This is a genomic window from Pseudomonas sp. GW822-FHT03F04, assembly GCF_058801405.1.
Map to the genome: position 1 here is coordinate 170,966 of NZ_JBXANF010000011.1, position 14,438 is coordinate 185,403.

Here is a 14,438-nt window from a genome sequence, read left to right on the forward strand (position 1 = left end):
AAAACGCCCTAAAACACGCCGAAAACACGTTGAGTAAAATGGTACAGAATCAGAGCCTTAGCCCAGTAAAATCAATGCCTACGCTGTCTCGGCGCTTTAGTGTTGCACCCATGATGGATTGGACTGACCGTCACTGCCGGTTCTTCCTACGCCTGCTGTCGAAAAACGCCCTGCTCTACACCGAGATGGTCACCACTGGCGCTCTGCTCAACGGCGATCACGAACGTTTCCTCCGTCACAACGAAGCCGAACACCCTTTGGCCTTGCAGTTGGGCGGCAGTGTCCCGCTGGACCTGGCCGCCTGTGCGCGTATGGCGCAGGAGCACGGTTATGACGAGGTGAATCTGAACGTTGGCTGCCCGAGTGATCGGGTGCAGAACAATATGATCGGTGCGTGCCTGATGGGGCATCCGCAGTTGGTGGCGGATTGTGTGAAGGCGATGCGTGATGCGGTGTCGATTCCGGTGACGGTGAAGCATCGGATCGGGATCAACGGGCGGGACAGTTATGAGGAGCTGTGTGATTTCGTCGGCACGGTGCGGGATGCCGGGTGCACCAGTTTTACGGTGCATGCGCGGATCGCGATTCTGGAGGGGTTGTCGCCGAAGGAGAACCGGGACATTCCACCGCTGCGTTATGACGTGGCGGCGCGGTTGAAGGCGGATTTTCCGGAGCTGGAGTTCATTTTGAACGGCGGGATCAAGACGATGGAGGCCTGCCATGAGCATTTGCAGACCTTTGACGGTGTGATGCTGGGCCGTGAGGCTTATCACAATCCGTATCTGCTGGCCGAAGTGGATCAGCAGTTGTTCGGTAGCTCAGCGCCGGTGATCACCCGGGCCGAGGCGCTGGCGCAGTTGCGACCTTATATTGCCGCGCATCTGGCGACTGGCGGGGCGATGCATCACATCACGCGCCATGTGCTGGGCCTGGGCACCGGTTTCCCGGGGGCGCGCAAGTTTCGGCAGTTGTTGTCGGTGGATATTCACAAGGCCAAGGATCCGTTGGCGTTGCTGGATCAGGCGGCGGAGTTGTTGGCCGGTCGTTGATCGAGGCGTTGAATGTGCGGGCAACGAATGACCGTTGCCCGCGGCTGTAATTCTTTTGATGTACTGACAGGATGTCTTTTGTTTATGCCCACGTTGAATTTCCCTGGCTTCAAGCGCTGCACCCTCCTTGCCTTGTTTTGCATCACTTCCAATGTTCAGGCCCACTGCGACGGGCTGTGTCTGGGTAACACCGATACGCCATGGGAGGTGACCAAGCTGTCTGGTTTCACGCTTGTCTCTTTGCTGCTCACGCCCTTTACGGCCTCGCAAGAAACCACCGAAAGCCATAAACGCGTTTACTCCGCCGAGGAGCTGGAAGACGCGCGACTCTACCTCGCCAGCGACGGCATGCTGAAGGCTGCGTATTTCACGTCAGCCTTGCAGCGTTTTCGTCAGGAATCGCCAGATACGGAGTTGAGCGACCTCGCCGTCGCGGCGCTGATCAGCAGTCAGTGATCAGGCAGTCGCTTCCGTCCAGTTCACCCAGCCAAACACCCACGTCGCCAGGATCAGCAAGCCAAACGCGATCCGGTACCAGGCAAACGCGGCGTAGCTGTGGTTCGCAATGAACTTGAGCAAGCCGCGTACGGCGATCATCGCGAACACGAACGCGGTGACGAAGCCCAGGGCGAACACAGGCAAGTCGCCCGCCTGGAACAGTTCCCGGTACTTGTAGCCTGAGTACACCGCAGCACCGACCATGGTCGGCATCGCCAGGAAGAACGAGAACTCCGTGGCGGCCTTGCGCGACAGGCCGAACAGCAAGCCGCCGATGATGGTGGAGCCGGAGCGCGAAGTACCCGGAATCATCGCCAGGCACTGTACGAAACCGATCTTCAACGCGTCGGACCAGGCCATGTCGTCGACGTGCTCGACGCTCACCACATGATCCCGACGTTCGGCCCACAACATCACGATACCGCCCACCACCAGTGCGACAGCGACGGTGATCGGGTTAAACAAGTAATGATGAATGGCATCAGCGAATAACACGCCCAGGACGACCGCCGGGAAGAATGCGATCATCAAATTAAGCGTGAATCGTTGCGCATTGCGCTGGGTCGGCAGGCCTTTGACGATTTCGAAGATCTTCGGCCGAAACTCCCAGACCACAGCAAGAATGGCACCCAGTTGAATAATGATGTTGAACGCCATGGCGCGTTCGCCACCAAAATCGAGCAAGTCGGCAACGATAATCTGGTGGCCCGTACTGGAGATGGGCAAGAACTCGGTGAGACCTTCTACCGCACCTAAAATCAACACCTTGAACAAGGTCAGTAAATCCATTAATCCTCCGTCAGAACGCTCGTAAAGAGCGCCCGGTCAACTGCATTCAGGCATTGGGTATCTGAAGTTAAACAATTGGTAGATCCAGACCCATTGCCCGACTCGGTGACGGAGAATATGTCTTATCAAAAGACACACTCAAGCCATGTTAATAATCGTCCGTCTGTGAACTTGTTCTCTTAGTAGCAAAAAAATCCCTCACACCCTAAAATGTGACCCACCTCACATTCTCCAGTTTCAAGCCACGATCAATAGTGGCCATAGGACATAAAACAGGTCGCCATAGTTACAAAATAGTGGCACCATTGCACATCGCCACCATCTAACGGCCTTCGCTTCGTTAGTTCACAGTCCCGAGAAAATCAACTAAAAGCTTGAAATGCTTAATTATTGTTAGAAAACTCGGGAGCCACGTCTAAAAACCGCGTAAATGTTACCAATTGTCAGTCACAGATGAGAACCGGTGCTTTAACATCCCGATGTCAGCACTTTTTCGAGTCAACGCATCATGCTTACAGGGAACTTGGCGACTAACAGCCCACACCGAACAAACAACGAGCCAGGCGTTCTCACTCTGGCCCGTACCCGTGCTGTGGCTGAACATTTTAGAGCGTTGATCGCGCAGCATGTGCAGACCGATCTGGCTCTAGAGGCCAACTCCTTCACTAGTTCATATCAGCAAAATGAATATCACGGTTCCTATCGAGCCATCTTCATCATCATCGACACTCCCCAGGCACTCGAAGACAATCTGGCGCGGGTGGAAAACCTGCGTGCCGACAACTTGAAGCCGATCATTTGCGCGGTCATTACAGGGCGCGGCGCCTACAGCAAGATCAAATACCATCTTGCCGGGGCCGACTTCTGTATCAAGCTCAATACGCTGGCCGACGAAGGTGGCGAGTTGTTCGGTGAGTTCTTCAGCAGTGAAGAATGGCTCAGGGATATCGACCTGGTGCTGGACCCCACCCGTATCTGCCTGTCGGATACCAGCCAGAAACTGGACATTTCCTTTGCCGAAATGAAGATTCTGGAAGCGTTTGCGCAGACCAGTAATCACATCCTCAGCCATGATGAAATCGCCAGCATCATGGGGCTCAACAGCAATTTCTACGATCCCCGGGCACTGGAAAAATCCATCAGCCGCTTGCGTGGGAAAATCAAGGACGTGTACGGTACGAACGCCATACAGAGCATTCGCGGGTATGGCTACCGCCTGATGAGGGGGTTGATCTCGACCGCCTGAGTCAGGAAATCATCATTTGCAGCATACGAGGGAACGTCTGATGCAACGCTATGAAAATCCAACGTCTCACCGCTTTATCCGCAATATCTATCCAATAAAAAGCTGTCAATTGAATGAGCGCTGCAACACTTAAACATAACAATAAATCATTACTCTAAAAGCAGACCAAGTGGAACTTATCGCGGCCATAATTGGGCCCAGACCCTGCCTGTCGATTATTTCCGAGCGCGTTATTACTCGTCTGCCGAATACCTTTTAGCCATATTTGGTGCGTTATTTCAGGAGAGAGACATGGAAACCAGTACAACCCTCCCAAGAAAATATTTTGTTGTCGTGACGAACAATTCCGCGTCGCAGCGCGAACTCGAGAGCATTCTCTCCAGTGAGCGTTTCAATTCGTTTGGTACGTCTCAGGCACAGATGTTTGTTGAAGGTGTTGCTTCGCCCTCTTCCACTCCCACGCTGATGGAGTTCACTTACCCACGCGGCACAAGGAAAAGCGTCGCTCGCAGTATTGAACATGATACCCAGCGAATATTGGCCACCCTCGAGTCCGAATGGCTGGCTGCACAATCTACTCATTCATTCCAGAACACCCAGGCCATAACGTCGGACGTCAATGACACTTCCCGGCCGGTCACAGAAGCCTGGCATCTTGATAACGATCAAGGCGTACTCGTCCGGGAGGATATAGAGATCAGTCTCACCGGCCTCGAAACCGCACTGGTCAGGAAAATGCTGCACCATGAAGAACGCGTTGTCAGTCGCGACGATCTGATTCTCAGCATCGGTCGGGAACCGGAACAATATCGCGGTCTGGAGATGTGCCTGAGCCGTCTTCAAGACAAATTCAAAAGTGCCAGTAACGGTGAGCGACTGTTTCGCGCTGTCCGTAATCGCGGTTATTGCCTGATCCAGGAAGTTATTGCCTAAGCACAGCCTTCCCATCAATGAACAGAAGCAAGTGCAATTACAAAAATAAAAAAGCACTTTGCTTGGTTTAACCTTCCTTTGTCAGTAATACCTCCCTCCTCACCCTTCCTACGATAGCAAACACAACAGGGATTATTAACCCTCCGCCCTTCGACCTTTTCTAACGTTTGATATTCTTCAATTCAAATGATTGGCACATTGCCATCTTGTTAGAACTCGTCAGACAGCTTCTTCCCCAATAACTTAGTCTATTGATTGACGACAGTTCGGCATACCGATGTTGTTACCTCAGAACATGGGCACCTAAAACAAAAACAAATCTGCTTAACAACTCGGATTTCAACTGTCGAAACCTGAATGGAAGTCTTTTGGGGATATCGCATATGGATCTCACTCTACGTATCAACCGAAACACGGGCCTCAAGGGACTTACCTTCTGGGGCCAATGGGCACTGGCACAGTGCTTTATTGTTTCACTGTTATTTATATTGGCTGAGCAGCACACGGGAACGGTCGAGTTCTATTACCGGATGTGCACCATGCTGGCGGTGTTGGCCTCGGTTCCGGCTTATACCTTCAGCGGCGCTTACCGAAAGCGAGACAACTACCTGACCGGTCTGGGACGGCTGTTCATGGGCTGGTCGATGACGATGGCCGGGCTGACGTTCATCGCGTTCATCTGCAAGGCCGATGAGCTGTTTTCGCGCCAGGTGATCCTTGACTGGGCGGTGTACGGCTTCCTCGGACAAGCGTTGCTGTATGCACCGCTGCATGCGTTCTCCAAGTACTACCAGCGCTCGCGCAAAAGCGAGCACAAGACCCTGATTGTAGGGACGGGCGAACTGGCCCTGGGCCTGGCGAAAAAGCTCAGCGAACACGAAAACCTGCCGTTGGTAGGCCTGGTCAGCAACGGCACCCTGCCCGCTCTGGACGCAGACGCTCCGCGCATCGTCGGCGATCAGGAAAACCTGCTGGAACTGATCAAACGCCACGACATCCGTCGCCTGTACATCACGCTGTCGCTGTCCGAAGCGGCGAAGATCGAAGCGATGTATGTCGATCTGCTGGATGCCAACGTGGACGTGGTCTGGGTGCCGGATCTGAACAGCCTGACGCTGCTCAATCACTCGGTAAAAGTCGTGGACGGCCTGCCGGCGATCTACCTCAACGAAAGCCCGCTGACCAGCCGCCCCACCGCCGCCCTGAGCAAGAGCCTGATGGAGAAAAGCGTCGCGCTGCTGGCCATCGTGCTGTTGAGCCCGGTGCTGTTGCTCATCTCCCTGGCGGTTAAGCTCAGCTCCCCCGGCCCGGTGTTCTTCAAGCAGGATCGCCATGGCTGGAACGGCAAGGTGATCCAGGTCTGGAAGTTCCGCTCGATGCGCGTGCACGATGACCGCGACGTCAAACAGGCCAGCCGCAACGATTCGCGCATCACCGCCGTCGGACGCTTCATCCGCCGCACTTCGCTGGACGAACTGCCGCAACTGTTCAACGTGCTGCAAGGCCACATGGCACTGGTGGGCCCTCGCCCGCACGCCGTGGCGCACAACAACTACTACTCGGGGAAAATCCTCGCCTACATGGCGCGCCACCGAATCAAACCGGGCATCACTGGCCTGGCACAGATCAGCGGTTGCCGGGGTGAGACCGATACCCTCGACAAGATGGAGAAGCGTGTCGAGATCGACCTCAAGTACATCAACAACTGGTCGCTGTGGCTGGACGTGAAGATCCTGGTGAAGACGCCGTTTACCCTGTTGTCGAAGGACATTTACTGAGACGCAGAGCAGCAGAAAGCAACACCGCAAGGGGACGAAAGTCCCCTTTTTTGTGGGCGGGATTTGGGGGTTGGCGGGCAGCTTGCGAGCACGCTGGGTCAGTTGAATTGATGCCGACCGGACTGACGCCAATCGCGAGCAGGTTCGCTCCCACAAGGTTCCGGGCAATGCTGAAGATCAGGCATTACCCAATAACCTGTGGCAACGGTGGAAGGATCAACAAAGGCATCCACCACAAACCAAAACGGGAGCCGAAGGGCTCCCATTTTGGCTTCCCGGTCTCCCGGACTTACTCGGTAATCTTCCCGAAGTTGCGATAGAACATGTCGTCTTCGCGGCTATCGGTCATCGAGTGCAGCTGGAAGCTGCGATTGAGCCTCGCGCCACCGTCACGGGTCAGCGGCGCCCAGACCAGGTTGGCCCGGCGCATGGTCGACATGCTCATCATCTCGTCGAACGGAATGGACAGGTAAATGCCCTTGTCGAAGCTACCTTCGCCGTATTCCGTACTGCCGGCGGTGGTGATGGTCGCCCAGGCACCGAAGCGCACACCGTTGGAAAACTCTCGCGAGATATCCAGCGTGCCGCCAAAGTCGCCCGCCAGATAGCGCCCGACGCTGACCGCCGCGAGCGTTTCGTAAGGCAAGTCGGTGTAACCGGTGATATGGCCGGTCAGCACCGAATAATCACGCAGGTCGAAACCCTGGTCGAATTCGCGCTGACGCACGTAGTTCAGGTCCGCACCGATCGCCCAGCGCTCCCCGGTCGGACGGAACAGCACCTCGCCGCCGACACCCGCGAACATCGATTCCAGATAACCGCCGTAGACCATGCCATACAGATCTTTGTCCAGTTGCTCGGCGTGGCTGACCTGAAATAACGGCATGGTGGTTTCGGAGGTCGTCAGGTACTGGCGCAAATCCGTACGCACACGCGGCAGACCGCTGGGTGCGTCGTATTTGAACTTGTCGAAGTTGTTCGCCAGGTTCTGGCTGAGCATGCCGCTCCACCAGGTGTTGCGGTTGAAGCGGAACTCGGCGTCGAGGTCGGCACTGAATTGATAGAGCAAACCATCCGGGCCGCCGACGTTCTGCTTGAAGCCCAGACCGGCGCCATAACTGAAGTGCTGCGGCGCCTGGGTGTAGAGCGTCTTCTCGTTGTGCGGCATCGCCGGGTTGACCTCGGTGGTGCGGTGCAACGTTTGCAGCGGCTCCTCGTTGTTGATCACTTCGCGGAAGGTCTGGCGCGGCACACTGGTTTCTTCCAGCGGCAGGTCGTAGCGCTTGTTGACCACGGTGAACCAGTTGATGTCGTCGTTGACGCTGTTGTCCAGAATCCGGCTCGCACGGCCGACAGCCTTGGCAGAATGGAAATAACGCTGCTGCTCGCCGTACACGATCAGCTCGGAGTCTCGCTGAGTGATGCGCTCGACCTGATAGCCCGCGTTCTGCTGCAAGCGTTGCGAGACGTTGGCCCAGTCGACCTGATCCGGCGCCGTGGTCGGTGCCTTGGCCGGCAGCGGTTCCGGTGGCGGATCGAAGGTCTTCGCCGGGGCTTTGCGGCTGACGAAATTGGTGTGGAACGTGACGCCGAACATCGCCGTATTACCGCGTTCCCACGCCGCGCTCACGTCGAGGGAGTCGGTCACCTTGAACACCGCGCCGAGGTTGATCGGCGAGTCCTGCTTGATCACGTTGTCCTTCGGTTCGTGCTTGTAGTCGTTGCCTTCGTATTCGAGTTTCAGGCTCAGGCGATCCCAAGGCGTCTGGTAACTCACACCGCCGAAGAACGATGGCTGGCCGCGAAAATACGAGCCGGCATTGACGTCACCGGTGCCTTCCATCGCCGGCCGGGTCTTGAAGCGATCGTCGAGATAGCCCAACGGGTTGTCGACATCTCCGCGATTGCCGATGTAACCCCAGGCAATGCCGGCGCTGAAATCCAGGTTGTCGAAGCGCTTGTTGGCCACCAGGAATTCACTGGCGAACAAACCCGTACCGCCGACGTCTCGGAAGCCCAATGCGATATCAGGCGCCCAATGGGTTTCTTCCCAGAGCCGGACTTTGACGTCGACCGCCTTGTCCTTATAGCTCTGGTTGCCGCTCATCGACTCCGGGCCGTACGGACGGTTGGTGATGGCGGTGTAGCGAAACGAGCCTTCGAGCCAGTCCAGCGGCTGCAACGAAACGCTGTAGCGGCTGTAAGGCTCGGTGCGGTTGGCGTTGACGCTCAACTCGCCGGCCGGGGCCATGCGCGCGGTGGGCGTCTGCAACAGACCGGTGCCACCAAAATCGCCCTGGGTAATGCGCGGCTCGGCATGGGCCAGGCCGCACGGCAATAACAACACAGCTGCAAAACGCAAATTCAACGAACCACCTCAGCCAACTGCGTGGCAATAAATTCGGCCAACTGCTGATTCAGTTCAGGGATAGGCGGATCAAGATCATCGTTTTTCAAGGGCACCAGAATCTTGCTGCCGGCAACGGGAAACTGCCCGCTCTCACGATTCCAATGGGCAATGCCGACGCGCCGCGAAACGCCGTTGGGCTGGATCAGCCACAGGTAATCGGCGTCGGCATCGTCCTCCAGCAGCACGCAGCTGCTGAGGTATTCACGGGCCTCGAGCAACGGCTGATAAGGCAGCCGGCAGGTTCCGGCGACGGCGCCGAGTACTTGCACTTCATCGACCCGCTGCGGGTAGATCAGCCGATCGCCGTCGTCCAGACGGATGTTGCGGGCGAACCCGACTTCCAGCGCCACCGGGTCCAGATCCGCGATCTGGCGCCCGGTGACCGGCATCTGCCGCACGTCCTCGGCCATGCGCACCGCCAGGGCTTTGCGGCTCGGTCGATCGAACAAATCGGCCATGCGTTGCAACACGTCCAGGTCGAACAACACGCCGACCTTGAGCCGGGTCTGCTGCTCCAGCAGGGACTGACGCAGCAACTCCCCCGCCAGCCAATAACCTTCGGCATTCGGTACGGCGACGCTGATCACATCGGTCAATCGTCCACCTGCCGGCAACTCGACCGGCCCCGGGTTGGCGACGTCGCCGCTGACGGTCACCGCTGCCTGGCTTGCGCCGGCGAGCAACATCAAACTCGCCGACAGAACCCTCAAGCACTTCATGGCACGTGCCTGCGATCAGGGGTCAGCTGCACGATCTTCACTCGCAGTTGCGAGGTCAGTTGCTGCTCACTCTGCACAATGAAACCGTCAACCGGATCGACCCAGTAACGGTTGGTCGCCCGCAGGCCGATGGCCGGGACGTCGATACGCTCATCGACACGCAGCACGGCGTATTCCTTGTTGAGAATCTTCAGGGTTTCCATGGATTTGCGGGTGAAGCGGCTGTTGACGATCAGCCCGACTTCCTGGCCCTTGTAGAGATCGATCCAGCGCTGACTGGTGTCGCCATCGGCAACGTTGTGCAGACCACGCTTGAACGGCGACGCATCGGACAGCCGCGTGCCGTCCAGATCACCTTCCGCACCGAGACCGATGGTGCGCACGGCGAGACCGTCGCGCAGCAGCAGAACCTGCTTGCCGGAGGCGACCCAGAACTGCAGATCCTCACGCTCGCGCACCAGTGCCAATACCCCGGAGCCGGACGGCGTGGTCAGTTTGAGTTGCGGGTAGTTGACCTCGGCCACCTGGGCCGGCGTCACGTCGATATCATCCGGGCCGACTACCGCCGACTTGAGGTTGGTCACCGACGCGACCATCAACGGGTTGCAGCCACACAGCAACAAGGCCGCCATCAGGCAGACGCCAACTTTCAACGTATTCACAGTCGGCCGGCCTTATTTGCTGTTGTTGGTGAATTCGCTCCAGTTCTTCGCAGCGGAAGCACCCGTTCCGACAATCGATGCCGATGGCACCAACTGGCTGATCAGACGGTTCCAGCGAGTCACGTTGGCAGGCCCTACATAAACGACGTCCTGCGGGCGCACTTCGAAGTGCGTGGCGAGGACCATGGCGGTGGGAGATTCGGCTTCCAGTTGATAAATTTTTGCGGGTTCGACATCAAGGTTTTCCACGCCGCGAATGACGTACACGGCGTTGCCGTTGGCGGTGGTCTGGCTCAGGCCACCGACCGAGCCGAGCACGTCGGACAGGTTCATGGTCGCGGTCTTGAAGCTCAGGGCGCGCGGCTGGTTGACCTCACCCATCACGTAGATGCGCTTGTTGTCGTTGTACGGCAGATACAGTTTGTCGCCACCCTGGAGGTAGACGTTCTGCAACTCGGAATCCTGCTGGTTGAGGTTATCCAGATTCAGCGGATAGACCCGTCCGTTGCGCGTCAGCAACAGCCCGGACAAGTCGGCATTGTTGGTGTCGATACCCGCCGAACCGAGGGCTTCGACCACGCTCAGCGGGTTGGTGGAAATCGCTTGCGGGCCGGCCTTGGCGACGGCGCCGGTGACCACGACCTTCTGACTGGCGAAGCGCAGCACGGCAACATCCACTTGCGGCTCGGCGATGAATGCCGACAGCCGTTGTTCGATGTCGTCGCGCAGTTGCTGGATGGTCCGGCCGGCGGCCTGGACTTCCTTGATGTACGGGTAATACAACGTACCGTCGGAGCGCACCAGGCGACCGTTGGCGTCGATCTGCTGCTGCGCGCCCGACGGCGCGGTCAGCTCGGGATGATCCCAGACCGTGATGTACAGCACGTCGTTGTTGCCGATGCGGTATTCGGCAGGCGTCGCCAGCAACTCCGTGGGCACTGACTCACGCTTCTGCGTGGCCCGGTTCATGGAGATCAGCTTGGGCGTGATCGGAATCAACTCGACCCGGCTGCTTTCACTGGCGCCCTGGCGGGTGATGCCAAAGGTGCTCAAGTGTTGACCGGGGGAAAACATGCAACCTTGCAGAGCGAGACTTGCCAGCATTAAAAGAGAAAAACTACGAGTCATAATGGCACTACGCTATTCAAGGGCGAATCCAAAACAAAGTCACCCGACTTTCGTCGGGCGACCTTGTACTGCACCAACAGTTACTTCAGTTAGTTGTGCGTGCCGGTTGTACCCGTGGTACCGGTGGTACCCGTTGTACCGCCGTTGGCACTTCCACCACTGTTGGACGCCGCTACGGCACTGGCGACCATTGCAGTACTGGCAGCAGGCGCTGTAGAAGCCGCGACACTGCCCGATACATTGGTCACCGCAGTAAGCGGCGCTTCAGCTGCGGATGCCCAGTTGCTCAACATCGTCAACAAGGCAATCGCCATCACTTTTTTCATATCAACTCCTTTCTAACATTGCACCGTTACATCGAGTGTTTCGTTAGAGGTGGTAGAGTTCAAGTCGCAAAAAGCGCGAACAAGATCCGCTGTTCTTTCACAGTCAGACTCAACTGATAAAGTCGAACGGCAGGTTATATCTACGGACTTGCAAAAGGCATTGCCAGTGTAATTTCCCGACGATATCTAACAACCTGACCGAAAATAACATTGGACTAAAAGGCCATCATTCCAGGTAACCCCTGGGGTGATTCGATTGCCAGCGCCAAGTATCGGTAACCATGTCCTGCAAGTTGCGTGTGGCTTTCCAGCCCAATTCTTTTTCCGCTTTGGAAGCGTCGGCCCAACTCTCGGCAATATCGCCAGAACGCCGTGGCATCACCCGAAATGGCACCGGCTTCCCGCACGCCTGTTCGAAAGCTCGCAGCACTTGCATCACGCTGTAACCATCGCCGGTGCCGAGGTTCCAGGTATGAATGCCGGTGTGCCCGTCGATGGCCTGCAAGGCCTTCAGGTGACCGTCCGCCAGATCGACGACATGGATGTAATCGCGCACGCCGGTGCCGTCTGCCGTGGGGTAATCGTCACCGAAGACCGACAACTCCTGGAGGCTGCCGACCGCGACCTGACTGATGTAAGGCAGCAGGTTATTGGGGATGCCGCTCGGGTCTTCGCCCATGTGGCCGCTGTCGTGGGCGCCGATCGGGTTGAAGTAACGCAGCAGCGCGATACTCCAGCGCGGCTCGGCCAGGCTCAGGTCGCGCAGCACATTTTCGACAATCAGCTTGGATTGGCCGTAGGGATTGGTCGGGATGCCCGTAGGGAAATCCTCGCGGATCGGCATCTGCTCAGGCTCGCCGTACACCGTGGCCGAGGAGCTGAACACCAGCCGGAACACCCCTGCCGCTGCCATCGCCTGGCACAGCGTAATGCTGCCGCTGACGTTGGTTTCGTAATACTCGAGCGGCTTGCGCACGCTCTCGCCGACCGCCTTGAGGCCGGCGAAATGCAGGACGGCGTCGATCGAATGCTGCTGGAATATCCGGTCCAGCAACGCCCGGTCGCACACATCGCCGCGGACCATCACTGCACTTTTGCCGCAAATGCCTTCCACTGCATGCAGTGCCGCATCGCTGCTGTTGCAAAGATTATCCAGAACAACAACTTCATAACCTGCTTCAAGCAATGCAAGTGTGGTGTGCGAGCCGATATACCCGGCGCCACCCGTTACCAGAATTTTCATAGCGCGGTCCATAGTGGGGAAAGTGCCAACTAGCGTGTCAAGCCCCATTTGTTTAATGTGTGTCTTGCTTCACACAAACAAGGCGACAACAATCCAAAACAAAAACAGTTCCATCGCTGGCCAAAAATATTCTTAAAGGCCAAACTGTATTGCCCGGTACTTATTAGCACTCTCGCACTTTCACCACTATCGACAGATACCGACTAAAAATAACTGTTATTTATCAAGCCGACATCTAATAACATTACCCCGCTTTACACTAAGCTAACATTGCCACTTACAACCTGACTCAGGTATTAAAGTACAGCTTCATCAACTTGCAACTTTTCTTTATTGCAATGTAACCGATGGCTGTATGCCATGAATGTCCAGGAAACTTCTATGATTCGTAAATGTTTGTTCCCCGCTGCCGGCTATGGCACGCGTTTCTTGCCGGCCACCAAAGCCATGCCCAAAGAGATGCTGCCGATCGTCAACAAGCCGTTGATCGAATACGCCGTTGAAGAAGCACGGGACGCCGGCCTGCAGCACATGGCAATCGTCACCGGACGGGGCAAGCGCGCGCTGGAAGACCACTTCGACATCAGCTACGAACTCGAACACCAGATTCGCGGCACCGAGAAAGAGAAGTTTCTGGCCGGCACTCGCGAGTTGATCGACACCTGCACGTTCTCCTACACCCGTCAGGTGGAAATGAAAGGCCTGGGTCACGCGATTCTCAGCGGTCGTCCGTTGATCGGTGACGAACCCTTCGCCGTGGTCCTGGCCGACGACCTGTGCCTGAACCTCGAAGGCGACGGAGTGCTCACGCAGATGATCCAGCTCTACAAGAAATTCCGCTGCTCGATCGTGGCCATCCAGGAAGTCCCGCGCGATCAGACTCACAAGTACGGCGTGATCGCCGGCGAGGCGATTTCCGACGGTATCTACCGGGTCAACCACATGGTGGAAAAACCTGCGCCACAGGACGCCCCATCGAACCTGGCGATCATCGGCCGCTACATCCTGACGCCCGACATCTTCGACCTGATCGCCGACACCGAGCCGGGCAAGGGCGGGGAAATCCAGATCACCGATGCCCTGATGAAACAGGCGCAGAACGGTTGCGTGCTGGCCTACAAATTCAAGGGCCTGCGCTTTGACTGCGGCGACGCCGAGGGTTACCTGCAGGCGACCAACTTCTGCTACGAGAACGTCTACCTCAAGGGCCGTTAAACCGCCCCCGCGCACATCCGACGAGGCAATCATGAACATCGCACAACATTCGACAGACATTGAACGGGAGGTGGACAACCTCGGGGTGATGAGCTGGTTGTCTCGTCATCAGCCGTTGCCCAGCGCCAACGAATCCTGGCTCGGGACCATCCTGCTGGTGGAGCGGATCGGCATGTTTCCTTCATCCGGGGACATTCGCCGGCCGCTGCGCGATCCCTATCCCCTGCTCGCCCATCTGAAACGGATCTACGGTGAACAGGCGCTGGAGGTCGATGACCGCGACGGCCTGAAAGTGATTTTCAGCGACTGGCGATTCCGGGTGCGCATCTGCTGCAACGACCCGGCGATCATCATCACTGTGGAAACCCGCTGCGTGACGCAGTTGATGCCGCAAAAGACCGCAGAGCTTCTGGGTCACGTGGACAACTTCGACAAGGGCTGA

General features: G+C 57.1%; 14 protein-coding genes. 7 read left to right on the forward strand and 7 right to left on the reverse strand.

The window, feature by feature from the left end; genetic code table 11:
• The first annotated feature begins 74 nt into the window (after positions 1–74).
• The gene (gene dusA, locus AC1RMX_RS24610; RefSeq protein ID WP_493073294.1) at positions 75–1,049 is read left to right on the forward strand and encodes a tRNA dihydrouridine(20/20a) synthase DusA; all 975 of its coding nucleotides are present in this window, start codon (positions 75–77) and stop codon (positions 1,047–1,049) included.
• 84 nt (positions 1,050–1,133) lie between these two features.
• The gene (locus AC1RMX_RS24615) at positions 1,134–1,505 is read left to right on the forward strand and encodes a DUF2388 domain-containing protein (RefSeq protein ID WP_096822050.1); all 372 of its coding nucleotides are present in this window, start codon (positions 1,134–1,136) and stop codon (positions 1,503–1,505) included.
• Here AC1RMX_RS24615 and AC1RMX_RS24620 read toward each other — a convergent pair whose 3' ends face one another.
• On the reverse strand, positions 1,506–2,336 hold the full coding sequence (locus AC1RMX_RS24620) for an undecaprenyl-diphosphate phosphatase (RefSeq protein ID WP_493073296.1): 831 nt from the start codon (positions 2,334–2,336) through the stop codon (positions 1,506–1,508).
• Between the two features lie 505 nt (positions 2,337–2,841).
• Here AC1RMX_RS24620 and AC1RMX_RS24625 point away from each other — a divergent pair.
• The 3 genes from AC1RMX_RS24625 (at position 2,842) to AC1RMX_RS24635 (ending at position 6,293) form a co-directional block, all read left to right on the forward strand.
• Positions 2,842–3,582, forward strand: a complete 741-nt coding sequence (locus AC1RMX_RS24625) for a winged helix-turn-helix domain-containing protein (protein WP_493073349.1) — start codon at positions 2,842–2,844, stop codon at positions 3,580–3,582.
• Between the two features lie 291 nt (positions 3,583–3,873).
• Positions 3,874–4,515 (forward strand): winged helix-turn-helix domain-containing protein, encoded by a 642-nt coding sequence (locus tag AC1RMX_RS24630; protein ID WP_096822053.1) that lies wholly within the window; start codon positions 3,874–3,876, stop codon positions 4,513–4,515.
• 383 nt (positions 4,516–4,898) lie between these two features.
• The gene (locus AC1RMX_RS24635; protein WP_493073297.1) at positions 4,899–6,293 is read left to right on the forward strand and encodes an undecaprenyl-phosphate glucose phosphotransferase; all 1,395 of its coding nucleotides are present in this window, start codon (positions 4,899–4,901) and stop codon (positions 6,291–6,293) included.
• Positions 6,294–6,582: 289 nt separating this feature from the next.
• On the opposite strand, the gene AC1RMX_RS24640 is transcribed toward AC1RMX_RS24635, so the two are convergent.
• From AC1RMX_RS24640 to galE, 6 genes are all read right to left on the reverse strand, one after another.
• Positions 6,583–8,661 (reverse strand): YjbH domain-containing protein, encoded by a 2,079-nt coding sequence (locus AC1RMX_RS24640; protein ID WP_493066519.1) that lies wholly within the window; start codon positions 8,659–8,661, stop codon positions 6,583–6,585.
• Entirely contained in the window at positions 8,658–9,422 is a 765-nt protein-coding gene (locus AC1RMX_RS24645) for a capsule biosynthesis GfcC family protein (RefSeq protein WP_493073299.1), read from the reverse strand. Before AC1RMX_RS24645 ends, AC1RMX_RS24640 begins: the two co-directional genes overlap by 4 nt.
• Positions 9,419–10,084 carry a YjbF family lipoprotein gene (locus tag AC1RMX_RS24650; protein ID WP_493073300.1) on the reverse strand — a complete coding sequence of 222 codons (666 nt, stop codon included), beginning with the start codon at positions 10,082–10,084 and terminating at the stop codon, positions 9,419–9,421. The genes AC1RMX_RS24645 and AC1RMX_RS24650 overlap by 4 nt, the downstream gene beginning before the upstream one ends.
• 12 nt (positions 10,085–10,096) lie before the next feature.
• Complete coding sequence (locus tag AC1RMX_RS24655) at positions 10,097–11,212, reverse strand: polysaccharide export protein (RefSeq protein WP_141401799.1); 1,116 nt, start codon at positions 11,210–11,212, stop codon at positions 10,097–10,099.
• A gap of 89 nt (positions 11,213–11,301) precedes the next feature.
• Positions 11,302–11,538 (reverse strand): hypothetical protein, encoded by a 237-nt coding sequence (locus AC1RMX_RS24660; RefSeq protein ID WP_003226528.1) that lies wholly within the window; start codon positions 11,536–11,538, stop codon positions 11,302–11,304.
• Between the two features lie 226 nt (positions 11,539–11,764).
• Positions 11,765–12,781, reverse strand: coding sequence for a UDP-glucose 4-epimerase GalE (gene galE, locus AC1RMX_RS24665; protein ID WP_493073301.1), 1,017 nt, complete (start codon positions 12,779–12,781; stop codon positions 11,765–11,767).
• Positions 12,782–13,162: 381 nt separating this feature from the next.
• Here galE and galU point away from each other — a divergent pair, with 381 nt between their 5' ends.
• Positions 13,163–13,996 (forward strand): UTP--glucose-1-phosphate uridylyltransferase GalU, encoded by an 834-nt coding sequence (gene galU / locus AC1RMX_RS24670; protein WP_085733509.1) that lies wholly within the window; start codon positions 13,163–13,165, stop codon positions 13,994–13,996.
• A 31-nt stretch (positions 13,997–14,027) separates the two neighbouring features.
• A complete protein-coding gene (locus AC1RMX_RS24675; protein WP_273539485.1) occupies positions 14,028–14,438 on the forward strand; it encodes a phosphohexomutase domain-containing protein in 411 nt (136 codons plus the stop codon).